At 42.7% G+C, this 23,737-nt stretch carries 20 protein-coding genes; 5 read left to right on the top strand and 15 right to left on the bottom strand.

Going from position 1 to position 23,737, the window contains the following annotated elements:
• Positions 1–53: 53 nt before the first annotated feature.
• Positions 54–1,472, bottom strand: a complete 1,419-nt coding sequence (locus ACXJY6_RS01380; RefSeq protein WP_458766998.1) for an SLC13 family permease — start codon at positions 1,470–1,472, stop codon at positions 54–56.
• A 352-nt stretch (positions 1,473–1,824) separates the two neighbouring features.
• Between ACXJY6_RS01380 and ACXJY6_RS01375 the strand changes: the two genes are divergently transcribed.
• The 3 genes from ACXJY6_RS01375 to ACXJY6_RS01365 are packed head-to-tail and all read left to right on the top strand — an operon-like array spanning position 1,825 to position 5,586.
• Positions 1,825–2,043, top strand: a complete 219-nt coding sequence (locus tag ACXJY6_RS01375; protein WP_458766996.1) for a hypothetical protein — start codon at positions 1,825–1,827, stop codon at positions 2,041–2,043.
• Entirely contained in the window at positions 2,036–3,799 is a 1,764-nt protein-coding gene (locus ACXJY6_RS01370; RefSeq protein WP_458766995.1) for an ABC transporter ATP-binding protein, read from the top strand. Before ACXJY6_RS01375 ends, ACXJY6_RS01370 begins: the two co-directional genes overlap by 8 nt.
• The gene (locus ACXJY6_RS01365) at positions 3,793–5,586 is read left to right on the top strand and encodes an ABC transporter ATP-binding protein (RefSeq protein ID WP_458766993.1); all 1,794 of its coding nucleotides are present in this window, start codon (positions 3,793–3,795) and stop codon (positions 5,584–5,586) included. Before ACXJY6_RS01370 ends, ACXJY6_RS01365 begins: the two co-directional genes overlap by 7 nt.
• 32 nt (positions 5,587–5,618) lie before the next feature.
• Here ACXJY6_RS01365 and ACXJY6_RS01360 read toward each other — a convergent pair whose 3' ends face one another.
• From ACXJY6_RS01360 to ACXJY6_RS01320, 9 genes are all read right to left on the bottom strand, one after another.
• Entirely contained in the window at positions 5,619–6,338 is a 720-nt protein-coding gene (locus ACXJY6_RS01360; RefSeq protein WP_458766991.1) for a siderophore ferric iron reductase, read from the bottom strand.
• Positions 6,339–6,363: 25 nt separating this feature from the next.
• Complete coding sequence (locus ACXJY6_RS01355) at positions 6,364–8,283, bottom strand: iron ABC transporter permease (protein ID WP_458766990.1); 1,920 nt, start codon at positions 8,281–8,283, stop codon at positions 6,364–6,366.
• Complete coding sequence (locus tag ACXJY6_RS01350; protein WP_458766989.1) at positions 8,276–9,217, bottom strand: ABC transporter substrate-binding protein; 942 nt, start codon at positions 9,215–9,217, stop codon at positions 8,276–8,278. The genes ACXJY6_RS01355 and ACXJY6_RS01350 overlap by 8 nt, the downstream gene beginning before the upstream one ends.
• The gene (locus ACXJY6_RS01345; protein ID WP_458766987.1) at positions 9,214–9,990 is read right to left on the bottom strand and encodes an ABC transporter ATP-binding protein; all 777 of its coding nucleotides are present in this window, start codon (positions 9,988–9,990) and stop codon (positions 9,214–9,216) included. The genes ACXJY6_RS01350 and ACXJY6_RS01345 overlap by 4 nt, the downstream gene beginning before the upstream one ends.
• Positions 9,991–9,993: 3 nt before the next feature.
• On the bottom strand, positions 9,994–12,159 hold the full coding sequence (locus tag ACXJY6_RS01340) for a TonB-dependent receptor (RefSeq protein ID WP_458766986.1): 2,166 nt from the start codon (positions 12,157–12,159) through the stop codon (positions 9,994–9,996).
• Between the two features lie 320 nt (positions 12,160–12,479).
• Positions 12,480–12,887 (bottom strand): TrmO family methyltransferase domain-containing protein, encoded by a 408-nt coding sequence (locus tag ACXJY6_RS01335; RefSeq protein WP_456051320.1) that lies wholly within the window; start codon positions 12,885–12,887, stop codon positions 12,480–12,482.
• Between the two features lie 327 nt (positions 12,888–13,214).
• A complete protein-coding gene (locus tag ACXJY6_RS01330) occupies positions 13,215–13,430 on the bottom strand; it encodes a hypothetical protein (RefSeq protein ID WP_456051319.1) in 216 nt (71 codons plus the stop codon).
• Positions 13,431–13,587: 157 nt separating this feature from the next.
• Complete coding sequence (locus ACXJY6_RS01325; protein WP_458766984.1) at positions 13,588–14,511, bottom strand: hypothetical protein; 924 nt, start codon at positions 14,509–14,511, stop codon at positions 13,588–13,590.
• Positions 14,512–14,514: 3 nt separating this feature from the next.
• The gene (locus ACXJY6_RS01320; protein WP_458766982.1) at positions 14,515–14,949 is read right to left on the bottom strand and encodes a VOC family protein; all 435 of its coding nucleotides are present in this window, start codon (positions 14,947–14,949) and stop codon (positions 14,515–14,517) included.
• A gap of 128 nt (positions 14,950–15,077) precedes the next feature.
• Here ACXJY6_RS01320 and ACXJY6_RS01315 point away from each other — a divergent pair, with 128 nt between their 5' ends.
• Positions 15,078–15,617, top strand: a complete 540-nt coding sequence (locus ACXJY6_RS01315; RefSeq protein ID WP_458766980.1) for a TetR/AcrR family transcriptional regulator — start codon at positions 15,078–15,080, stop codon at positions 15,615–15,617.
• Positions 15,618–15,819: 202 nt separating this feature from the next.
• Positions 15,820–16,962 (top strand): VanZ family protein, encoded by a 1,143-nt coding sequence (locus ACXJY6_RS01310; RefSeq protein WP_458766978.1) that lies wholly within the window; start codon positions 15,820–15,822, stop codon positions 16,960–16,962.
• Between the two features lie 57 nt (positions 16,963–17,019).
• Here ACXJY6_RS01310 and ACXJY6_RS01305 read toward each other — a convergent pair whose 3' ends face one another.
• From ACXJY6_RS01305 to ACXJY6_RS01285, 5 genes are all read right to left on the bottom strand, one after another.
• The gene (locus ACXJY6_RS01305; RefSeq protein ID WP_458766976.1) at positions 17,020–18,879 is read right to left on the bottom strand and encodes an ABC transporter ATP-binding protein; all 1,860 of its coding nucleotides are present in this window, start codon (positions 18,877–18,879) and stop codon (positions 17,020–17,022) included.
• Positions 18,880–18,947: 68 nt separating this feature from the next.
• On the bottom strand, positions 18,948–20,120 hold the full coding sequence (gene iadA, locus ACXJY6_RS01300; protein ID WP_458766975.1) for a beta-aspartyl-peptidase: 1,173 nt from the start codon (positions 20,118–20,120) through the stop codon (positions 18,948–18,950).
• Between the two features lie 64 nt (positions 20,121–20,184).
• On the bottom strand, positions 20,185–21,063 hold the full coding sequence (locus ACXJY6_RS01295) for an ABC transporter permease (protein WP_456051312.1): 879 nt from the start codon (positions 21,061–21,063) through the stop codon (positions 20,185–20,187).
• 7 nt (positions 21,064–21,070) lie between these two features.
• On the bottom strand, positions 21,071–22,036 hold the full coding sequence (locus ACXJY6_RS01290) for an ABC transporter permease (protein ID WP_456051311.1): 966 nt from the start codon (positions 22,034–22,036) through the stop codon (positions 21,071–21,073).
• Between the two features lie 53 nt (positions 22,037–22,089).
• Positions 22,090–23,598 (bottom strand): ABC transporter substrate-binding protein, encoded by a 1,509-nt coding sequence (locus ACXJY6_RS01285; protein ID WP_458766973.1) that lies wholly within the window; start codon positions 23,596–23,598, stop codon positions 22,090–22,092.
• Between the last annotated feature and the right edge of the window lie 139 nt (positions 23,599–23,737).

Genomic DNA, 23,737 nt, shown 5'->3' with positions numbered 1-23,737 from the left:
TCAATTACTGTCGGTTGCTCTACATGCTATTTCTTGTACCCATACCTTAAAACTTAGCCTATAAACCCCACAACATTCAGAATCCACACTAAAACAAAACTGCCCAATACCCCAACAACACCCAACACAACGCCGACTTGTGCCATTTGATTACTTTGAACGTTCCCCGTCGCATGTGCCAACGCATTTGGTGGCGTGCTGATAGGCAATGACATACCGAGTGAAGCAGCAAACGTCACCACAAGTATGAGCGTCATTTCCCCACCAAGTGGCTCCAGTGATACCATAGACGCGCCAAGTGCAGCCATAATCGGCATTAACAGGTTTGCCGTTGCGGTATGAGACATAAAATTCGCCATCAACAAACAAAGGAAGGCCGCTCCAAATAACACGACATAGGGCGAATAAGCATCGAAAGGAATACTGTGAACTAATGATTTGGCTAATCCGGTTTTATCAAGTGCTAAACCAAGGGCAATCCCCCCCGAAACGAGCCAAAGTACGTCCCAGGAAATTTTCTTTAGGTCTTCTCGATTGATAATTCCTGTAATGGAAAATACAGCAACAGGAATTAAAGCGACCGTATACGAGTTCATACCGTGAGCTGATCCCATCAACCAGAGCAAAATCGTTCCTGCGAAAGTGATATATACCGTAATTGCCTTAGGCGTTTTTAAAAACTTACCTTTAATATTTAACTCAATCGTTTGCTGTTCTGCACGGTACAGGCTTTTGATTAGAAACCACGCTAACGCCATCATAATAATCACAAACGGGACACCAAAAACCATCCATTCTCCGAAGGTGATCAAGCTGTCATCAACCAAATATTTTAGCGCGATGGCATTTGGTGGCGTGCCAATTGGCGTACCTATGCCACCAATATTTGCCGCGACTGGAATACTCAACGCAAAGGCAACACGCCCGGGGTCTTTCGGCCCAAATACGGCGATAACCGGAGTAAGAATCGAGAGCATCATCGCTGTCGTGGCGGTATTGGACATAAACATTGAAAAAACGCCGGTAATCAACATCAATCCAAGCATGACGAACTTCGGATCTTTACCAAACGGCTTAAGGAGAATTCTCGCCAAGTTGACATCCAAGCGATACTTAGTTGCTGCAATCGCAAGAAAAAAACCACCAAGAAAAAGCATAATAATTGGGCTTGCGAAGGTGGCCATAATGTCTTTGTAACTTAGTAAATCGCCAAACCCAGCCTCCCCGGCACCACTGCGTAAAAAGATGATCCCTTTATCGGATAAGAGCATCAGTTCAAGCACAATAATGACAACGGAGGTGGCATAAATTGGGATGGGTTCAAACACCCAACAAAGTGCCGCAAGTAGGAATATTGCAATCACGCGCTGCTGGATAACAGTAATATCGTCAAATGGAAATGCCGATTGCGGTAATAGCAAAATTATCAAAGGGATGAGGAGCGGAATGATATATTTAATATACTGACGCATGATGAATTAGCTTCCGGTTAAAAATTAAATTAAGACCAGAAAGTACCGTCGGGCAGGATGAAAAATACGATGGCATTTTTCACACAATCAAGCAAACTCGTAACGGACTTATCAATGTAGTTGTCGCCAACTGTTAGCATAACCACATTAAGAGCTTAAGCTCAAAATAGGCTAAAGAAAACACAATTAGTCCGAGACCGTGACCAGTGTAATACCATTCATTTTAATAAGGGTATTAACCTAAGATCTTCCCATCACTGATCTACGCAAACACCGTTCTTATAATTAGCAGATGCCATTTATATTTGATAAGTGTACACTATTCAAATCACACTGATAATGAGAGCTGATTGTGAACGATCACGACAATAAAAAGCATCGTTTCTGCAACCGAGGTGGACCAAGACCCGGTTGTGGTCGTAAACCTGGCGTTAAAACTCGACCAGTACGCATTCCCGAATGGTTACTAGATGCATTAGAAGAAATCGGCGAACCTCGTAAGTGCATTGTTAAAGCCTGTATTGCTCAATATGGAATTGAACACCCACGTAAGAAAGAATCTCATGACTAAAAAAGCGTTCATCATCCACTTTCTACAAATGAACCGCACATCATACCTACTAGCAATTGTTCTGATTATTCTTGTTAACTGGTTGCAAGTGGAAATTCCGCGTTATATTCAATTGGCGATTGATTTGATCGACGATGCCTCCGTTACGGGTCACGATCAGCTTATAACCTATGTATCAATCGTCATATTGATGTCGGTTGCTATGATCATAGTTCGAATTTTTTCACGTATTTATGCACTCAACCCAGGCCGTATCACCGAAGCGGCATTAAAAAATATTCTTCTAAATAAACTCAACCGCTTACCTAATCGGTTTCATGGTCGATTTGCATCGGGGAAGCTTATTTCGATCATAAATAACGATCTAAATGGGATTCGCTTGTTCTTTGGAGCCGGCTTTCTTCAAACATCTAATGCGCTGCTTGCTCTTTCATTTACGCCAATCTGGATGTGGCATATTTCACCAGAGCTTACACTTTATTCTATGATCCCAATTGTTATTGCATTCGTGATATTTCGAGTTGGCTTTAGAAAAATGAAAACATTGCACATGGAACACATGCACCGTTTACAAAGTCTATCGGCTCAATTGATGAATTTTTTATCGGGTATCGACCTTATAAAAAGCCAACAAATGTCGCCTTGGGTACGTGTAGAGGCTGAAAAACTGAATCAACAGTTGCTCACCTGTCGGATGCAAATAACCCGCATTCAAGTGTTCATCATGCCGGTTCTCGATTACGCCAATAACCTAATGAAAATCATGATCCTTGGGCTTGGAGGCTACTTGTTAATGAGCCAGCAGTTAACGTTGGGAGAAATTACCGCTTTTCTCGCCTATTCCGTGTTGCTCGCAATGCCGTTAATGCAATTAGGTAGAATTGCCACGATTTATCAAAGAGGCATGGTCGGTATCGATAGTGTCCAAACAATATTAAATGCAGAAGTACCTGAACAAGATTCGCAACACCTTCCTCAAACAGAGGTAGAAGAATTAAAAGGCAACACTCTTTCGGTGCGTAATTTGAGCTTCAAGTACCAAGGTGATGATCGGTTAATTTTGGATAACATCAGTTTTGATATACCGGCAGGAAAAAAAATAGGTTTTCTTGGAAGTATCGGCTCGGGTAAAACAACCTTGGTTAACTGCTTAAATCACCATCTTGATGTTCCAGAAGGCACTATTTTCCTCGGGAACAAAGACATCACCACATTTGCTCGTAACGATTTACGCCGCTATATAAAAACCGTGACCCAAGACCCCTATTTGTTCTCAGCAACCATTGAAGAAAATATCCGTTTTGGCAGTGCCAATAAAGGTTTCGACAAGTCCCACATTAATGAAGTGCTCGAACTAAGCCAATTGGCTAGCGATGTATCTCGGTTTGAAAAAGGTGACCAAACACTCGTCGGTGAGAAAGGCATTATGTTATCTGGTGGTCAAAAACAACGTCTCAGCATTGCCAGAGCACTACTTAAAACGAGTGATTTAATCATCATGGATAACGTACTTTCTGCCGTTGATTATGAAACCGAGCGTAAGATTCTGGAGGGTTTGTTTGAACGTCTCACCAATCAGTCGGTACTTGTGGTTTCTCATCGGGTCAATGCTCTAGAATATATGGACGAAATTATCGTTCTAAATCACGGCAAGATTATCGCAAAAGGCGACCACGCTACTCTACTTAAAACATGCCCTTATTATTACGAAACCTGGCTATTACAGCAAAATGAAACAGAGGCTGAAGCATGTTAAAAGCGGACGATCTTCAATACCTAAAGCACTTTTTTAAGTTTGCGAGAACATACAAAACATCCGCAGTACTTGGAATTGCCATGCTGCCTCTTTCTGTGATCACCAACTTACTGTTTCCTTGGTTGATCATCCAGGTCATCGATATTCATCTCACCCATGAAAATATGGATGGATTGTGGCTCCACATCGGTTATCTACTGATCGTACTCGTTGCTAACTATGTCGTCGATTCAATCTATTCGTATAATTTACGCAAAACTGGCCAATACACCGTCACCGATATGCGCTCGGTCTTGTTTGATCGCGTACTTAAATTACCACGCAGTTATTTCGATAACATTCCAACCGGAGTCACGCTTTCTCGACTAACCAGCGATCTTGAAACCATTGGTGATTCATTTGTTCAGTCTATTGTTGGGCTAGTGAAAGATTCAATCAATACGATCGCCTTACTTATTATGATGCTGTTCATCGATTGGAAACTCACTCTCATCGTCTTAGTTATCATGCCTCCGGTGATCTATCTGACCATGTATGTGCGTAACCGCCTGCGGGCAATGCACCAAATCACACGTTCTGCGTTGGCACGAGGAATTGGATTCTTACAAGAAGTTTTACTCGGTGTTAAAACCGTTCAACTCTATCGCGCAGAAGAAGAAGTCGAACAAAAGTACAAGACCTATAACGACGAATTTTTGAAAGCACAAAAGAAAGCGAATAAGTACGATGCGATATTGTTTGCGTTTATTTCAGGCGTAACGTCAATTACGATGGCGTTGATGATTTGGTATGGTTCAGGGCAAGTACTGCAAAACACACTAACATTGGGCGTACTGATTGCCTTTATAAATACACTGGAGAAGGTTTTCGTCCCGATTCGCGACTTTACCTCACAAATCGCGTCTATTCAAAGCTCGTTCGCCGCGTTCGACCATATTGAAGAACTCTTTGTTCAAGAGACTGAAGAAGAAGGCCGAGAATTACACCCCTCCGCTAAAGTGAGAGATGTATTAAGCCAATTCAATAGCCTAGAGTTTAAGAACGTCAGCTTCCGTTACAACGACGACTTACCTTATGTCCTTAAGAACGTCTCATTTGTCTTAGAAAAAGGCCATCAAATTGCATTAGTCGGTTCAACAGGATCTGGAAAATCAACCATCCTACGTTTAATTTCAAAAACATATCAAGACTACGAAGGCAGTATATTACTCAATGGCATCGAACTATCGAAGATTTCAATCGAAGACTCGACCCATCTATTTTCACTGATGATGCAAGATGTCTTCCTATTTGAAGAGAGCATTCAATTTAATATTTCACTAGGTAAATCTGAAATTTCAAGTGAGGACGTTAAGCAAGCGGCTCGTTATGTCTACGCAGAGAGTTTTATCGAGCAACTTCCTGCAACCTACGACTTTCAGTTGGACAAAAACGGGTCCAACCTTTCTGTCGGCCAAACTCAGCTGATCTCTTTCACTCGCGCCGTTGCGCAAGGTGGACAAGTTATGATGCTAGATGAAGCGACTAGCTCGGTCGATTCTATTACTGAAGAGTCTATTCAAAAAGCGATGGATCGCCTATTTCAGGAAAAAACGGTGATTGCGATTGCACACCGTTTAAGTACGGTTCGTCATTCCGATACCATTTTGGTGCTTGAAAAAGGAGAAATCGTTGAACGAGGCAATCACAGTCAACTTATTGAACTCAATGGCGTGTATTCAAGCTTACTCAACGAATCGATTGCACAAGTACCAAAGGTGGATCAAAAGTTGGAAGCTTATGTGTAATATGAAATGAAAAAAGTCGTCGTAAGCACCCATTAATTCCTTGGACAATTACTGCATAGCTTACCATCGGTTTTTTTATAGACAAAACAACAACTTTTACGGGTAAAATCGATTTCAACACCATTTTGTGCAATGACAAAACTCCCCTCAGGCGTTGCAGGCAACCCGAACGCGGCTAACCACAAATGAGACTGTTGAAGTACGTAGTCTGGGGATAATAACGTTGGACTGTATTTTTTCAATTGCAATAGTGCTGTAAGCAATATATCTCCTAACAGAGCTTGCATAAAATGAGGGCGACAACGATAGGCATCATCGAGTAACTCTCGATAATATTCGAAGCTTTGACTCAGTTCTTTGCCCACAAGCTCAATCAAACGCTCTGTCGATTCAAAGTGGAATGTGATGGACGAGAAATACATGCCACGCAATTCAGTTCCTCTTCGTCCCTGTTTAAACTCAGAAAAACTGGGCACATGGTGCAGTCCATAAATACTCACCAAGGCAACATAAATAGGTTGCCAAACAAGCAGTGTGCAAGTTCGAGTAAGCCAATAGCTATTATCCGCTTCTGGATGCGATAGTTTTAAATGCTGGTATAAGTCGGTAACAACTTTCTGATCTCGTTCCCAATTTTCAGGAATATTTGTTAACAAGAAATCTTCTTCCTGATCTTGGAAATTCATGTCCGGCAAAAAGGATTGAGTTAACTGTTTGAGCTGCGTCGCTAAAAGCGAGTCATTGTGTTTCATTATTTAGATTCACCATTGTATCCGACTATGCTTTTCGATAAGCGACAAGCAGCAGCATAAGAAAATACGCGCTACCAATTACCGACACCATCAGCCCTGCAGGAATCTCATTCGGCGACATAATACTACGCCCTAAATAATCGGCCCACACTAACAAGATCGCTCCTGTCATTCCTGATGCCGGTAGCAAGTGGCTGTGCCTAGATAAACCAAATAGTCGAGCGCAATGTGGAGCAAGTAACCCCACAAAGCTAATTGCACCGATATTCGAAACGCATATAGCCGTCATCACGGCTGCCACACTGAGTAATACGATCCTTTGTCGTTGTAAATGCACCCCTAAGGTTCGAGGTAAGACTTCTCCTAAACTGAGTAAATCTAAATGACGTAAACTTGGCAAAATAACCACGAAAGACAAAGTAAGTGTCAGCAACAATATTAATAACTGCTCGCTTGAAGCTCCATAAGTCGTACCTGCTAACCACATCATGGTTACCGACGCCGTTGAGGTACCAAAGGTCAACAATATCTGAGTAGCCGTGCCTGCAAATGCAGTAATCACAATCCCGAATAGAGCAAGCTGTGACACACTCAGTTGTTGTTTAATCCCCCAAGACAGTAACCCTATCACGATACCGGATCCAGCAAGAGCGGCTACCATTAAGAGAACCTGATCGGCCGCAGGGTAAACCACCAGAACGCAGGCGATGATTAAAATAGCAAATGCACTCACACCTGATATATCTGGACTCGCCATCGGGTTTTTAAACAATGTTTGCAACAATGCGCCAGCGCACGCCAGACCTACCCCCCCAAGCGCAGCCAACATCACGCGTATATTTACCCAATTCGCCCCTTCTTCATTCCCGGAAGCCAAACACACGTATAATGTGATGATGAGTAGTACGCTTAAAACCGTTAACGTCCTCTTAGGAGACCAATGGAGCAAGGGTTTTAACGCAATATTTTGATTTTCCGTTGCTGCGAGCACGCGCCCAGAGCGTTGAAACAACAAATAAATAAAGTAAGGCGCTCCTAATAAGGCAGTGAAAGCACCGGTCGGCAGTCGATACCCCAAAAACAACAAGCTTCTTGAACACCATTCAGCAAACAATACGAGCACTGAACCTATGATTATGGTTAACAACCATTGCCCCAAGAAATGACGACCACTAAGTTGAGACTTGGTAATCATCAGCCTAGTTAAATGTGGGGCCATCAAACCAACAAAGCCTATCATTCCCACTATCGATGTCGCCAATGCTGCTTGGGTAATCGCCAGCAATAGGATAATCCAACGCCAACGTTTAACCGATAACCCTAAACGCGCTGCATGGGTATCGCCCAAGATAAATAATGCCAATTTCGGTAGGACTGCGAGAGTCAGTAGCAGGCTTACTAACATCGGCAAAACGGTATGTTCCAATGTATGACTGCTGGTTTGTAACACTTGCCCGCTGCCCCAAAGGAATAAGCCATCCATTTGATTTTCAAAATACAGAATAAAGAGCGACGAAAACGCGCCGGCGCTGAGACCAAGCGTCATTCCAATCAATACAACAGGAAGTTTTCCACCACCAATTAATTGACTCAATAACAACACGAAAAACGAAAGCAACAACGCACCAACTAGCGCACCACTCCAAACAAAAACAAGCGTTGCTTCGGGCACAAATACTCGTATTAGCACAGCTCCAAGCAACGCACCAGACGCGATACCCAGAGTAGAGGGAGACGCAAAATCATTATCCAGCGTCGTTTGAATCAATAGTCCAGAGCTACCTAACAGTGCTCCCGTTAATAAAGCGATCAATGCTGTCGGTAGCCACACGTTATCGCGCATGATCTGACTAAGAGTCGGGTCACTAACATCGGGATGAAACGTTAAGTACCCAAAAACTAACAGCGAGACCAAAAACAAATTGATAGAAAGCAATTTAGTCATTAGATTGAGCCTGCCAAGTGAGTAACGACTGGGTAAATGCTTGCGCCATTTTTAAGCTAGACAGCGGGCCACCAAAACTAAAAAGAGGTTCAACACTTGAATGATTATTTTGTTGCATGAAGGGTAAGTGAGGCCAAACCGGCGATGTCGTCATTCTTTCGCTATCAACCTGATTTCCCGCCAATATTAAATGTGTATTGGTTAATGCTGGAAGCTGCTCTAATTGTAGATGAGTGAAATCTTTGCCCGGTAATGCCGAACTCCAGGTGTAATCTAAACCCAGTTGTTGTGCGATTTCTCCTGCTAGGCTGCGATCACTAAACATTCTTAGCCCATACCCCATGCCGACAAATTTCCCGAAACTAACCGGAAGGTTCTCCAAATCCGCTTGCGAAAGTTGATGACTTAATTGACTCAATTTCTCTCTCATCGACGCAACAATACTTTGAGCTTTAGCTTCTTCATCAACCGCCTTAGAAATCGCAAAAAACACCCGTTGTGAGGTGTCGAAATAGCTAAAGTTGGGTTGAGACACATCACCAAATTGTTGATATAGCAACGTGGGTGCAATTTTCTCAAGTGCTTCGAGTATATGACGGTGACGAAATTCGTATCCCACGATAAGGTCTGGCTTTAACGCTGCTATAACCGCGAGGTTAGGTTCTTGACGGCGACCTACCTCGGTAACAGAACGCGGCAGTTCTGGGGTGTTTGTCTGCCACTTTCGGTAACCATTTCCTTCGGTTACTCCGAGGGGAACCACATCGAGTGTCAGCAGCATTTCAGCAACCGTCCAATTTAATGCCACGACTTTTTTTGCTGGCTTAGTCACATCGATGCAAGTTGTTAAGCAAACGGAGCTTGATGCAAGCGAATAAGAAGCCTGAGCCAAACACATACTCAGAAAAAGCAGACGCAATACCAACGCTTTCACCTCTGTTCCTCAGGCCACAACACGTGTTGATTACCAAGAGAATACATCTTCATTGGGGTTTGATAAATCTCGCTGACATCTTGCGGGTTCACGACCTGATTAACCTCTCCTTGATTAATGATTTTTCCGTCATTAATCAAAATGGCATTGTCGCTAAATAAGCGAGCTTGATTTAGGTCGTGTAACACCCAGACGATGGTCTTATTTTGTTCTTTGTTTAAACGACGAACGATGTTTAAAAGGGTCAACTGATGAGAGATATCGAGCCAAGATGTGGGTTCGTCGAGCATAATGATATCGGTATTTTGAGCCAATATCATAGCCAGCCAACTGCGCTGTAATTCTCCACCAGACAAATCCGTTAAAAACCGATTCGAGTAACAGGTAATGCCCGTTTCACTCATTGCCCAATCGATGATTTCCTTGTCTTCTTGGGCAACACGTTGATACCACGGACGATGAGGATGTCGGCCAAAGGTCACTAAATCCCGTACCGTTAAGGTCGCTGGAACCGGGTTTCGTTGCGGCAACATCGCCAGTTGTTTAGACAATTTCGAAGGACTAATACTCGATAATGCTTGCTGATTAAGTAATATTTGTCCTGTGGTTGGCGGTGTTAGCCCACACAACAGAGAGAGTAAGGTGCTTTTGCCTGAGCCATTAGGCCCAAGCAAAGCGGTCACAGAACCAGACTCGATGTCACCGGTCATCTCTTTCAAGATCGCTTTTCCACCAAGTTGAAGAGAAAGCTTGGAAAAATGGAACAATGACATCCCCTAGAACTCTAAATTATAAGTGACTGCGAACGTTCTTCCTTTACCCTTAAAGCTAACCAAGCTCTCGTTGTAACCGCTGTAGAGCATTTGGGCACGCTGAGACCAAAGCGTGTAGTAGTCTTTATTCAGTACGTTTTGTATTCCAAAACTTACTTTGCCAACAGGAAGTGAGTAATAAGAACTTAAATGCACCAAAGAATAACCTTCAAGTTTACCACCATCGTCGTCGTGATAATTTGCAATGGTTTGCAACTGCAGATCTGCGCCATAATCGTAATTATCATAACCAGCTCGTAGCAATGCATTCGATGGGCTAGCAGTTTCAGCAGCTAAATTCGACCAACTGCCATCAGACTTGGTTTCACTTTCGATCAAATGGCCTTGTAATCCAACGTACCATTCATCAGTGAAGTGATAATTGAGTTGCCCTTCGAGACCATAAATTCGTTTTTGATCATCATTAACGATAATGGCATAGGTGCTCGAGTCATAAGAGGTTGTTTTGTCGGACAACGAATAGTACATCGCCAACTGGGTTTCAATTTTATGTTGCGCTAAGCGCCAGCCCAGCTCAAGAGAATTTGTTGTAACGCCTTCTAATTCATTATCAGCAACAGAAATACTGCTGACTAACGTCGAACCACTATATGTACCGTTACCGTAGTACTTAGCAGGATCAGGGATCTCAAAGCCTTGGCTAAAATTAGCCCATAGCTGTTGATTATCATTCACATTGTAAATACTACCTAAGTTGGCTAACCACTCCGTATAATGAGTCGTTCCACCCTCGATCTCATCTGCAGCATCACCGTATATCAACTGTTGTGAGATTCCGGTGTAGTCTCCGATTTCATGCCCAATGTATTGAAACCTTAATCCACCAGAAACTCTTAGATCTTGGTTAACTTGCCATTCAGCTTGTGAGAATACGCCTATCTTCTGTGTCTCGACATCTGGGTAGCGTTGGACGGTATCAGTCTGAGTAAAAGAGGTACCGCCAGACAAAAAAGCGGAAGTGATATCATAGACAAGCCAGTCAGCAGAAAATGACTCCTTCGAGGCATCAATACCGTAGTTCAATTCAACGTCGCCAATCTCTTTACTGAGTACGACTTTTGCGCCGAGAATGTCTGTTTCCTGTAACGAGGCTCCATATAAGTAGTAAGAACCATTACTGTTATAAGGATCAAAAGAAGGAAACGGGAAGAACTGCATTGATTCGTTGCGATAATAAGCTTGGGCCAGCATTGAGTGCCCCAACACATCTTTATTGCTGTATTGAACGTTGACCATCACACGCTCGGTACTCGGTTGGTCGTCCAAATCTAACTCATCACTGATCGTGATTTCATCGCTACCCGTGGCTTTGGTTAACAAAGCACCAAGATCCGGTGTGTAGTCAGTATCCTGTTTGCTACTGTAATACTGCGCTGTTACTGAAACAGCTTGATTTTGATCCGGTTCAAATTCAACGTTCGCCATCACATCAATAATTTCGTTGAATTGCATATCGGTTTGAGTGATGTCTGGTAAGATCATCTCTCCATTTGCATCATAGCTTGCACCACTTCCTTCGTAAGACGCTGACAAACGACCTCGCAACTGTTCGCTACCGCCGGAGATAGCCACTGCTATGTTTTTAGTTCCATCATCACTGTCTTGAAAACTCGACGTTGCGCCTACTTGCAACTCTACCTTCGCTTCACCTACAGACGATTTCTTCGTGATGATGTTAATGATCCCACCGGATGCACCTGCACCATAGATAGATGTTGCGCCCGAAAGCACCTCTACTCTTTCAACGTTAAACGGCGAAATACTATCAAGCTGACGACTGATCGAACGGGTTGAATTGAGTGATACACCATCAATCATAATCAATGCCGATCGGCCACGCATATTCTGAGCGTAGTTTGTTCTGCTCTCTCCACCAAAATCATAACCGGGAATTAATCGCCCCAAAGCGACCTTCAAATCAGCGCCAGTATTTATCTCTTTTGTTAGCTGATCATGATCAACAACCCACATTGTTGCGGCAACATCAGAAATCGTTTTATCCGCGCTGTTGGCGGTAACGATAATCGTATCGAGATTACTTTCAGCCTGTGTCGAAAGCGTAAATAGTACCAAAGCAAGAGGCGTAAGTTTGGTGGTTAAGTTATTCATTTTATTCCTTCAATTCATGAATACTGCAGATTATGGCAAGCCTCAACTGATCAAAACGTACGATATCCGTTTTAATCGAATGACCATGTCAATTCCATTGAGAAGTTTGGCTTTAGTTCGAAGTTCTTAAGGAAAGAAACTCATTCTTATCCAGATGATGCAGCATTATTCAAACACTAATGATAATAATTTGTATTATCATTGATCGTTTGTGATATTCCTGTCAATCATTTCTCGAGGAAATTGAACGGTTTTGAAAGCAAAGATTCTAAGCAATTGATTCACATATTGAATCAATTGCCTCATAGATACAGTAAGAGTTATTTATTGAAAGGAATTTCAGCTTCTAAAGCAGGTTTGATATCGATGAGTTTCGTCCCTGTTAAGCAATCCAAGCCTTTAACAAAGATCTCTCCATACTCGATTTTTTCGATTGGAAGCACGGCGATGCCAATAGGATTAGGCCGGTGAGGTGAGCGTAAGGCAAACGTCCCTCTTTGTGTCGCACCATCTCTGCTCATTTGCTTCAAAAGGTTTCGGTCTGTTCCTTCAAACCAATAGACAAGTAGAATTTCTTGGCCAGCATGTAATCCAGATAACCCAACTTGGTAACCTTCATAAAGAACAATTTTACATAGAGGCCCATCAGGTTGAATAGTATGAGGGCAATCAGCCATATATTGATAAGGCGTTAATATATGACCGATAAAATTGAGTTCAGCGTTCATTTATACCTCCCCAACCGTGTCGATTTTAACGATAAACATTCTCAATGCTTAAATGGATGGTATTCAGATCACGCCCCTCTCACGAGTCGATAAAAACTGAACATCACTCAATTGCATCAAATATCATCTAACATTAACACTAAATGTGATCTTCTTTCCATAATTTAAAGGGTAAAAGTATTCAGTTAGATTTGAATAACATCAGAAAAAATCAGATACAGCAAAGATAAGTTAGGCAGAGGAGTAGGAATACTGAGCGGGGGAAACACGCTGATAAAATCACTGCACCCCCTTTTTTTCGAAGCACTATCATATAGTTGGAACTGATTAGCAGTAGTCACCTGCACTGGCGAGATCTTCCCCATCCCAACACCGTTCGATATCAACATAACCATATTTTTCTTTTGGATTTCGGTCGACAAGAATTCCTGACAACTCCGATTCATGCTTCAATTCGTAATCTCCATTTTCATAAGTCACAACAAACTTATCCGAGGTGTTATCGAATAACATCACGGCACGTTTGTTAAATTGAGTGGTCATTGCACATATCTCCAAAAGGTAATTTCATTGAATAAAATGTACGACAAAAATGCACTCAATCGAACCCTATCGATATGAAAGCTGTTCCCGTTGATGAGACTATGCAACAAACTTACCCAGCTGCACTTATGACAAAGCAATACATGAAGAAGTCATGTTAACCTGAACGGTAAGCAAGTCCATTGGTAAAAGAGATCACCTCCAAAGGGGTAAAAGACAATGTTATGCCTGTTTTATCTTGGCTTTTCTTTTTGAGAGTTTTCGACAACACATTATCCCAATGTATGTCACTCTGAACCATAATTTGCAGCCCATCACCATGCTGCCAATCGACAAACAACAAGCTTGCAATAGGATTTAGATGTAAGTTACCAAGCGTATTATAAAACCCATTACCAACGTAATCTTCGACCAATAATTGTCCATCAGCATTAATCTTTACAAACCCCGGTTTCCCACCACGGTGAGAGATATCTGCACCCCGATTATTTAAAGTTTTTCCATCATTAAAACGACTGGCGATAAAAAATGTATCAGCATTGGTTATGATATCGAGGTCTTTCTCATTGAATTGATGGCGAGTTTGAGTAGAGAATTCACCATAATGGCGATTGGTTAATAACGTCTTAGGTTGAATATACTTAGGGCAATTACCATAACTTTGAAGTACTTTTACTTTAATCATTTTTTGACCAACATCGACCACGATAACATTGACTCGATTACGCCTTTTCGTTTCAAACTCGATTCCCAACAAACCAATCCTATCGCCAACATCAACAAAATCTGGTAAAAAATCACCCATGGTATTTTGGGTATTTATCACCAATTCAGTATCCGATGGCGATTGAATAAACCCTACAGCACCAAATAGGACACTGGCTTGAGCAAGAGAACGGTGATCGTCATAACCAATAAATATCATCGTCAACGATTCAAAAAAATCACGGTGTTGCTGAGGCATAAATTGACGAATGAACTTAGGACCGATTTGGGCCATCAGCTGATCCGTACCTACCTTTTTCTGGACACTTAACTCGCCCTCATGCCATATAGGTGAAGATTCATTCGCCATAGCCATCAATTAACCACAAATCAATTCAAGTCGAATGCCACCTGGAATCGCACACATCATATGATGCAGAGGTGTTCCAGCCAGAGCTTCCGGTGCAAACTCAACGTCAACATCTTCGCGCAACTTAAACTGCTCGTTCAAAGCTTCGAGCTGTTCCAAACTCTCAACTTTAAGCGCAAAGTGGTGCAATCCGACATTCTGTTGGCGATTAAATTCTACCTGATTATTACTCTCTTTTATTTGCCATAGAGTCAGCATTACCGTGCCATCAGAGACAAAGATTGCTGGGTAATCGGGTTTTCCACCTACTTGTGTAAAGTTAAGTAGTTCGATAAAGAACGCCGCCGTGGTTTCAATATTTGGCACACTTAATCCAAGGTGATGAATACCACCCGTACTAATGTTTTCCCTAGTTGACGTTTGGTTTGGAGTTGGATGACACATAACACGCACCTTTAAATAAGTTAAATAAAACAAAAGTGAACAGATCTGTCTACACTATAGGTGAACAGATTTGTTTACGTCAAGTTAAAACGCGTTATAATTTGAATAAGTCAATGAGGCAGAATTATATGCAACCAAGAAAACAACACTTAATCGAAACAGCGCAAATTCTATTTAATCAGCATGGGTACCACGCCACTGGAATCGATTTAATTCTGGCTGAGTCGAAAGTATCCAAAGCTACCCTATATAAACATTTTCAAAGTAAAGAAGATTTAATTTTGGCTGCGTTAGCTCTTCAGCACGGGCGAGTTTTGGAAATGATCAATAAAAAGTTTATCGAAGCAGAAAATTCAGATGAGCCTCAAGTACTTGCACTCTTTGATGCCCTAGACGACTGGTTTAATAGCGAGCACTTTTTTGGGTGTAATTTTATTAACGCCAGTGCTGAATATTCTGATACCCTTCATCCAATATATAAATACGCTGCTAAGCACAAACGAGCGATGGTCGAACTCATTTCGACAAAACTCGATGCCCACAATGTCGGTAAAGCCGATCAAATTGGCTTGCTAGTCGAAGGGGCGATTGTGATGGCGCATACTCACGGAATAAAAAACTCTGCGCCAATGGCGAAAGAGATGGCTCGACGTATTATCACCGATTAATAGCAACTGATATTATTGCTAGTGTGACGACTGACATAGGGCAGATTCACCGAACCAACTCGATTGCTTCTGCCATCTATACCAGATCTCGGTATTGTGGACGTTGTAATGAATTTATTTCTTATTTTATAAAACGATGAAGTGAACAAATTCGGCAATCTCTTAGATGTCGATACCATCGCTATTTTGGGTTAATTTATACATGCAATATAGCTCTGCTAATGCCTCTTCAAACAAGTTTCGTCTATGCCTATATAGCGCGCTACTGGGCGTTTTCGTCATCATGCTGTTTTTTGGATTAAGACCGAAAAGTGGACCATTAAATGAGAACTTTTCATTTATACCAGAACAAAGCGCTGCTCAATTTGCCAACGACTCAATGCTTCTTGTGCCGTCTCTTGTTATTCCAGAAAGAGAAGAACACGATAAATTAAACCTTCACATGGTGTTTAAACCAGGAGATACGAAACGCCTCCGACTAAGATTTCTTGTTCAAGTTCGATCTGACGAACCTCAAAATGACTTCGTTATCGCTCAATGGGATCAATCGCTCATTATTTTGAATGGTGATGATTTTTCCAACGCTAAAAAGCAACCTAAAATTTACGTCAAAATACCGCAAACTGAGCAACCAGTATTATTGTCGATCACTTCCGACAATACAGGCACATGGGTATACTTCGATGGCCAGGAAGCTGCTCACAATAAGCACGTGATTCTCACGCTTCCTGAGGTGTATGCTAATAACTTAATTTTGGGAAATGATGATACCGAAAGTCGCCCTTGGTTAGGTCGCATGTATGGAATAAACCTCTTTTACACAACAGATGAATTTACCAGTACGGTATTACGTCATCATCAAGAGTGGCAAAAAGAAGGAATGCTACCCACGATATCTGGCAATAAAGCAATTACAAGTCTGAATTTCACTAAAGAACAAACCGACAATTTAATGCTGGTAAAAGAGACCCCGTATGCTGATCGCTCTGTACTCGAATGGCCAGCAGCACAGCTATTTCACCTTGACCTCTATTTTATCTTCGATATCGTGATTAATTTCATCGGCTTTATGCCATTTGGTTTGATACTGATGATGCTTCTTCCGACCAACATTTCCCTTAGGTATCGTTTGCTCTGTGTGTCGTTGGTTTCATACGGTTTTAGTCTTTCTATTGAAGTTTCCCAGATTTGGATTCCTCTAAGACACTCTTCTTCTCTGGATCTACTACTCAATACCTCAGGCGGCTTAGCTGGCGCTCTCAGCTTTATTCCATTGTTGAAAAAGAGTGAGCAAATTTGTTCTTTCTATCATCTAATTAAAAAAAGAATTCGACGAGTTACATAACCCACTAGCATTAAAAAAATAGGCAACAACCGTTGCCTATTTTCTTCGAATTTTAACCTATTCTACTGCGACAAAATGCCCCGGCTCACATTCAACCAAACGGAGTTTCGTTGGTGGATCTCCTGCCTCCCTTACTGGACTAGGAATGTCGCCCGAGAGCATAGTGAAATCAGTACGCTGAGTAGGATCCGCGATTGGTACAGCAGAGAGCAGTTTACGAGTATAACTGTGTTGCGGGTTTTCAAATATCTGCTGTCGAGTCCCCATCTCTACAATCTGACCTAAATACATAACCATAACTCGATGGCTAACTCGTTCGATAACCGCCATATCGTGAGAGATAAAAAGGTAACTGAGTTTAAGCTCCAATTGCAGCTCCAACATCAAATTAAGCACAGTGGCTTGAATAGAAACATCGAGAGCTGAAACCGCTTCATCGGCGATAATTACCCCAGGTCGGGTCGACAGAGCTCGTGCGATCGCAATACGCTGACGTTGTCCACCAGAGAATTCATGAGGATAACGTTCTGCATGTTCCGGCTGCAACCCAACTCGTTTTAACAATGCCATTACACGATCTTTTTGCTCTGCTTTTGTCCCTTGATTGTTGATCACCATAGGCTCAGCGATCGATGCGCCTATGGTCCTACGTGGATTAAGCGATGAAAAGGGGTCTTGGAAAATAAATTGAATATCTCTACGCAACTCACGCATCTGCTTTTTATCGAGGGTCATCAGGTCTTGTCCCTTGAACATCACCTGCCCTGATGCCTGTATCAGCTTGAGTATAGAAAAGCCCGTCGTCGATTTACCACAACCTGACTCTCCGACAATACCGAGAGTTTCACCTGGGTAAAGTTTGAAGCTCACATCTTCCACTGCATGCACTAGATGAGTCGGGCGACCAAAAAAATTCTTGTTCGAGACAAATTGGGTATGCAGATTTTTCACTTCAAGGACGGGAGCGCCATTATAAAGTGCTGTATCAACCTCTTTTTCTTCTGGAGGCGTTTGATTAGCACAACCACTAAGCTCTTGCTCCATCTCCAACACCGGTAACGTTGCAGGGTTCTTTTTACCGGCCATACAACCGAGAGTCGGCACAGCACGTAGCAATGCTTTGGTGTAAGGGTGTTGCGGACTTTTGAATATGCTGGTGACGTCATTCTCTTCGACAACGTGGCCTTTGTACATCACGACAACACGATCGGCCAGTTCAGCGACAACTCCCATGTCGTGAGTAATAAAGATGACGGCCATACCAAGATCATGTTGCAAATTGCGCATAAGTCCAAGAATCTGTCCTTGAATCGTCACATCCAGCGCGGTCGTTGGCTCATCGGCAATCAATAGTTGCGGATTGCAGGATAATGCCATAGCCGTCATAACTCGTTGACGCATCCCCCCAGACATTTGGTGTGGATATTCATCGAAGCGCCGCTCGGCATCAGGAATACGAACCAGATTAAGCAACTCAATGACCTTGCGCTTGACGTCACTCCCACTTATCTGTTGATGGGTCAGTATAGCTTCACTGATCTGATCGCCAATGGTAAATACAGGATTTAGTGATGTCATCGGCTCTTGAAAAATCATCGACATATCGAAGCCACGAATCTTTGAAGCTTCCTTTCGAGAGAGATGAGTTATATCATCAACAGATCCGTTGCGACGACGTAAATAAATATTGCCCGAATCCGTAATAACAGTATCCAATAACTGCATAACACGGTTCATAGTCACGGTTTTTCCCGATCCCGATTCACCAACAATCGCTAACGTTTCTCCACGCTTAACGGAAAAAGAAACGTCATGCAGTACCTTTGTGTTGCTATTAAAACCGGGGAATGACAGCGACAAATTGTTAACCGATAAAACTTCGTCATCGGCTATAGAAGCATTCTTTGTTAAAGACATGGTATTTCCATTCCTATTATATTTTCACACTCATCAATGATGCTGATCAGTTAATACGCTGTTTGCGTCTATTCGAAATAGCCTTTTTTCTCAAGCTTTCGATCCCGCATCATAATTTGACCTTTAGCGATGACGTCGCGCAGTTCCAAACTGTCTCGTTCCATGATAATCAGATCAGCATCTGCTCCCACAGTCAGTTCACCTTTCCGCCCAGTTAACTTATATGCTTTAGCTGGAGTCGTTGTTAAAGGTTTGAGTGCTTTTTCTAGAGGAATATCGAGGTCGTTAACCAAACGTTTTAGCTCAAATAACATGGAACTTGGAGAACCGATGTCCATGCCTATTATCTGACTACGGTCTTTACTCCATACCGGCAGCGAACCTCCAGCATCGGAACTAAAACACACTTGGTCGTATAAGCCTTCGCTACTTGCTCTTAGGGCGAAATCGGCCGCATTTGTATGCAGCCCATCTTTTGTTCTGACCTCATTAGCACAGGTCGCATCAATAAATGCCCCCATGGAAGCAAGTTCTAATACTTGTCGACTGAGCTTTTCTGCTGGCCGATTAACATGAGTCGGGATAAAGTAATCAGCACGAAGGCCATGCTTCTCGATTGCAGCAAAAATTAAATCAAGTCCATCGTCAGCCGCACCACAGTGCACCGTAATAAATCCAGGTTTCCCGGAAATAATCGCAGCACGTCGCACATCAACGGTCAGCTTTGCTAACTCATCGGCACTGTATCGACTCCCTCTATGGTCAGCCATGGCAATCTTTAATCCAACGATCGGATCATGATAAGTAATATCACGCCCAACATCACCACTGATGGTCGGTGACGGGACACTATAAGCGCCAGTAAGCATAAAAGCCGTCATGCCTTCACTGTTGAACGCTTGGGTTTTGGCGTAAAGATTCTCAACGGTTCTCGTTAATGAGTCGGTACCAAGCAAACCAATGGCTGTCGTTACCCCATTAGCGATATTCATTGACAGAGTCATCTCAGGAGTACGTGAACGAAATCCATCCTCTCCTCCTCCACCTGTAAAGTGTTGATGCCCATCAACAAAGCCTGGGATAATATTCATACCTTCAGCGTTAATACAGGTTACTTCACCCGGTAAGTTTTCCGGATTGATGGTCTTTTCCATCGCAAGAATTTTGTTGCCACCGATAAGAACATCACCTACGCCTCGATATTCTGGAGCATATAATTCTCCCTTTTGAATTAAAATCATCCTTATCTATACTCCTTTAAAATGCCTCTGTGGATCGGCAAATTGACATGTTCTTCATTTTTAATCAGCGCTTCATTTTCGGGTTCAGTTCATCACGCAGCCAATCCGCAAATAAATTGATACCTATAACTAAAAGAATAAGCGCGGTAGCGGGAAATAAAGTCATCCACCACATGCCGGCATAGATATAATTTTTGCCAATCGCAATCATCATTCCTAATGAGGGTTCAGTGATAGGAACACCAACACCTAGGAAACTTAATGTCGCCTCCAGCATAATAACCACGGCCAAATCAACAGCCATAACAACAAAAATAGGCGGTAGAGCATTGGGCAAAATGTGATAGAAGAGAATACGAACATCATGTGCTCCCGCTGCTTTAGCGGCCATCACATATGGATTGTCTTTAATTTCTAATACGCTGCCTCGAATCGTGCGGGCATATTTGACCCAGTCGGCAATGCAAATGGCCAACACAACGGTAAATAGCCCTCTGGTTTCAAAAACACCGAGAAGCAGCACTGCGAGTAACGTGGTAGAAAATGAAAATACGGTATCGGCGCTGCGCATCACAAATGTATCGATCAGGCCACCATAATAGCCACCGATCAACCCTAGCAGAATGCCGATACTGCCCGCGATGGCAACAACAGAAAAGCCGACAATCATTGAAGTGCGTAAACCGTAGATAATGGTCGATAAAATACCTCGGCCCTGATCATCAGTACCAAGCGGAAATGAAGTCGAACCACTCTCAGCCCAGAATGGTTCCAGCAGCATATTGCCAAGATCTAGGGAAGCCAAATCATAGGGATCCATCGGTGCAATAACCGGGGCAAAAATTCCGACAATAGCAAAACAGAGCATAATTACAGCACCGATTACTGCCGGTTTGTCGCTAAAAAAGCTACGTAAGCGTTTGTTTGTCACTGTAGTATTCATGAGTAACCTAACTGTAACGAATTTTGGGATTCAGCACGGCGTATAGCAAATCGACCATAATATTGATGGCCAAAATGATACATGCAGCGAGCATAATGTAAGTGACGATGATCGGCTGATCGGTCTCGAAGATAGAGGTCAGCAGTAGATTTCCCATACCGGGCCACTGAAAAATAGTTTCAGTCACGATCGAAAAGGCAATCAATTCACCAAAAGATAAGCCAGCAATCGTGATAACCGGAATCATGACATTGCGAAGCGCGTGTTTCAGAATAACCTTCATCGGAGACAGACCTTTTGCCCAAGCTGTCTTGATGTACTCTTCGTTCATCACCTCACGCATTCCTGCACGAGTTAGGCGCATCATTACGGCCAGTTGATAACTGGATAGGGTAAGAGCGGGTAGAATGATATGGGTTAGACCATCCCATGTAAGCAATCCAGTACGCCAAGACCCGATGTTCACCGTCTCACCACGGCCGAATGAGGGTAACCACTCTAACCACACTGAAAAAATCATCACCAACAAAATGCCCGTTAAAAATGTCGGTATGGAAACACCCAGTAATGAACCTGACATGAATAGCCGAGAAGCAATCCCCGAAGGCCAAATAGAGACAACTATCCCAAGTCCCACCCCAACGACAAAAGAGATTGTCAGAGCAACAAGAGCAAGCTCAAATGTTGCTGGAAAACGTTCTAAGATCGAATCAAGTGCATCAACCTGACTCACATACGACTTGCCAAAGTCTCCATGCAAAGCACCTTTTAGAAATCGGAAATACTGAATATGAGTCGGCTGATCTAGCCCGTATTCCACTCGTACCTGCTCTTGCTCTTGCTGAGTGGCGTACTTACCAGCCAGTAACAACACGGGATTACCGGTAAAACGAAAGAGACAGAAGCAGACAAAAGAGACAACCATCAGAACAAGCAGTCCCTGCAGTATTCTGCGAAAAATATATTTTGCCATAGGTCCTCAAATGAGGCCGCAAAGCGGCCCTCATGAAGTGAAAGGTTTGAGAATTAGTGTATTTCTTTGACAGTGATCCAACGATCAGGACGTGGTGAAAACTTAATTTCCTTATCCTTTACAATCGCGTAGAGATCTTGCTGGTAGTGAAGAGGGATAATGCTGACATCTTCTAATGCGAGACGGTTAAGTTCTTGCAATGCCGTATTGCGTTCGTCGCGATCAACTATTGATGATGATGCAATCAACTTCTGGTCAAAGTCAGCGTTAGAATAAACTGCGCCGTTATACCCTCCCATGCCTTTGTCTTCGTCTGGAGTGTGAAGGAGTTTTTCAGCACTTCGTCCGAAGTCATAAGAACCATCGAACCAACCAATGAGATAGAAAGGAAGCTTGTGGCTGGTAACTTCATCAAAGAAAATTGATTTAGGTTTCACGTCTACTGTCACGTTAAGCCCAACTTTGGCGAGATATTTTGCAATCGCTTCAACGATTTTTTCATCATTAATATAACGATCGTTAGGACCAGAAATAGTGATATCGAAACCATCTGCATAACCTGCTTCTGCCAATAATTGCTTAGCTTTAGCTGGATCATACTCAATACGTTTAAGTGACTGGTTATAACCTACCGTTGCTTGGTCAGGAATCTGATGAGCTTTAGTGGCTTTGCCCTGCATAACCTTTTCGATTATTTCATCTTCATCTATAGCATAAGCAATTGCTTGGCGAACTCGCTTATCTTCATAAGGCGTGCCTTCTGCATTACCAAGTGATAGAAAAATACTGCGGCGAGCCGCTCGCTCAATCACATCGATGGTAGGCATCTTAGCAATGCGGTCAGCCAAAGTTAGAGGTACTCCGCTTACCATATCAACTTGCTTGCTAGATAATGCTGCAAAACGAGTGGCTTCTTCAACAATTGGGCGGAATTCGACACTTTTGTATTTTGGCTCCCCTTCCCAATAATTGGAGTTTGCGGTCATACGCACATAAGAACCTTTAACCCACTCGTCAAATATATACGCGCCAGTTCCAATTGGGCGAGTGTTGTAATCTCCAGTATCACGATCGATAGAAGACTCTTTATCTACGATGAAGTTCTGGTGCATCGTTTCCGCAAACCAAGGCACCGGTTTGACTGTTTTGAAAATAACTGTGTAAGGATCGGGCGTTTCCATACTTTCGATGGAGTTACCAAAGTTAAGCAGCTTAGAGTACTTGGAATCTTTCATTCGTTCGAAAGTGAAAACAACATCATCGGCATTAAAATCATTTCCGTTACTAAACTTAACGCCCTCGCGCAATTTAAACTCCCAAGTCTGTGCATCAACACGTTTCCACTCGGTTGCTAAGGCCGGTGAAAGAACACCATCCTTTCGTTGGAGCAACCCGTCGAAGAAGTTAGACATGTAAGAAAAATTGGCATCAGAAGAGTGAGCTTGTGGGTTCATAGATTTAGGTGGAGCATCTGTTGCTATCACCAAGTCAGCCTTAGCCAATGCCAAAGATGGACTAGCCATCGCAGCAGCTATCGTTGTAAGTACTACCAGACGTTTCATTAGTAATTCCCTTCACACAAAAAGTTAATGGTAAAAAACACAATACGCTCTTGAATGCATATATTGAGTTAATTAAGAATTGGGATATCCCGCTCCCAACGGATAGAAATAGAGAAGATACAGGCTAGAGATAGGTAAT

The organism is Vibrio phycocola (genome assembly GCF_054404255.1).
Note: the sequence above shows the minus strand (reverse complement) of the source record. Positions and strands in the feature narration are given on the sequence as shown.

Coding starts and splice junctions, on each gene's coding strand:
- ACXJY6_RS01295 (WP_456051312.1), bottom strand. CDS start 21,063: ATGAATACTACAGTGACAAACAAACGCTTACGTAGCTTTTTTAGCGAC.
- ACXJY6_RS01310 (WP_458766978.1), top strand. CDS start 15,820: ATGCAATATAGCTCTGCTAATGCCTCTTCAAACAAGTTTCGTCTATGC.
- ACXJY6_RS01365 (WP_458766993.1), top strand. CDS start 3,793: ATGTTAAAAGCGGACGATCTTCAATACCTAAAGCACTTTTTTAAGTTT.
- iadA (WP_458766975.1), bottom strand. CDS start 20,120: ATGATTTTAATTCAAAAGGGAGAATTATATGCTCCAGAATATCGAGGC.
- ACXJY6_RS01315 (WP_458766980.1), top strand. CDS start 15,078: ATGCAACCAAGAAAACAACACTTAATCGAAACAGCGCAAATTCTATTT.
- ACXJY6_RS01355 (WP_458766990.1), bottom strand. CDS start 8,283: ATGACTAAATTGCTTTCTATCAATTTGTTTTTGGTCTCGCTGTTAGTT.
- ACXJY6_RS01380 (WP_458766998.1), bottom strand. CDS start 1,472: ATGCGTCAGTATATTAAATATATCATTCCGCTCCTCATCCCTTTGATA.
- ACXJY6_RS01285 (WP_458766973.1), bottom strand. CDS start 23,598: ATGAAACGTCTGGTAGTACTTACAACGATAGCTGCTGCGATGGCTAGT.
- ACXJY6_RS01370 (WP_458766995.1), top strand. CDS start 2,036: ATGACTAAAAAAGCGTTCATCATCCACTTTCTACAAATGAACCGCACA.
- ACXJY6_RS01340 (WP_458766986.1), bottom strand. CDS start 12,159: ATGAATAACTTAACCACCAAACTTACGCCTCTTGCTTTGGTACTATTT.
- ACXJY6_RS01290 (WP_456051311.1), bottom strand. CDS start 22,036: ATGGCAAAATATATTTTTCGCAGAATACTGCAGGGACTGCTTGTTCTG.
- ACXJY6_RS01320 (WP_458766982.1), bottom strand. CDS start 14,949: ATGTGTCATCCAACTCCAAACCAAACGTCAACTAGGGAAAACATTAGT.
- ACXJY6_RS01335 (WP_456051320.1), bottom strand. CDS start 12,887: ATGAACGCTGAACTCAATTTTATCGGTCATATATTAACGCCTTATCAA.
- ACXJY6_RS01360 (WP_458766991.1), bottom strand. CDS start 6,338: ATGAAACACAATGACTCGCTTTTAGCGACGCAGCTCAAACAGTTAACT.
- ACXJY6_RS01305 (WP_458766976.1), bottom strand. CDS start 18,879: ATGTCTTTAACAAAGAATGCTTCTATAGCCGATGACGAAGTTTTATCG.
- ACXJY6_RS01330 (WP_456051319.1), bottom strand. CDS start 13,430: ATGACCACTCAATTTAACAAACGTGCCGTGATGTTATTCGATAACACC.
- ACXJY6_RS01345 (WP_458766987.1), bottom strand. CDS start 9,990: ATGTCATTGTTCCATTTTTCCAAGCTTTCTCTTCAACTTGGTGGAAAA.
- ACXJY6_RS01325 (WP_458766984.1), bottom strand. CDS start 14,511: ATGGCTATGGCGAATGAATCTTCACCTATATGGCATGAGGGCGAGTTA.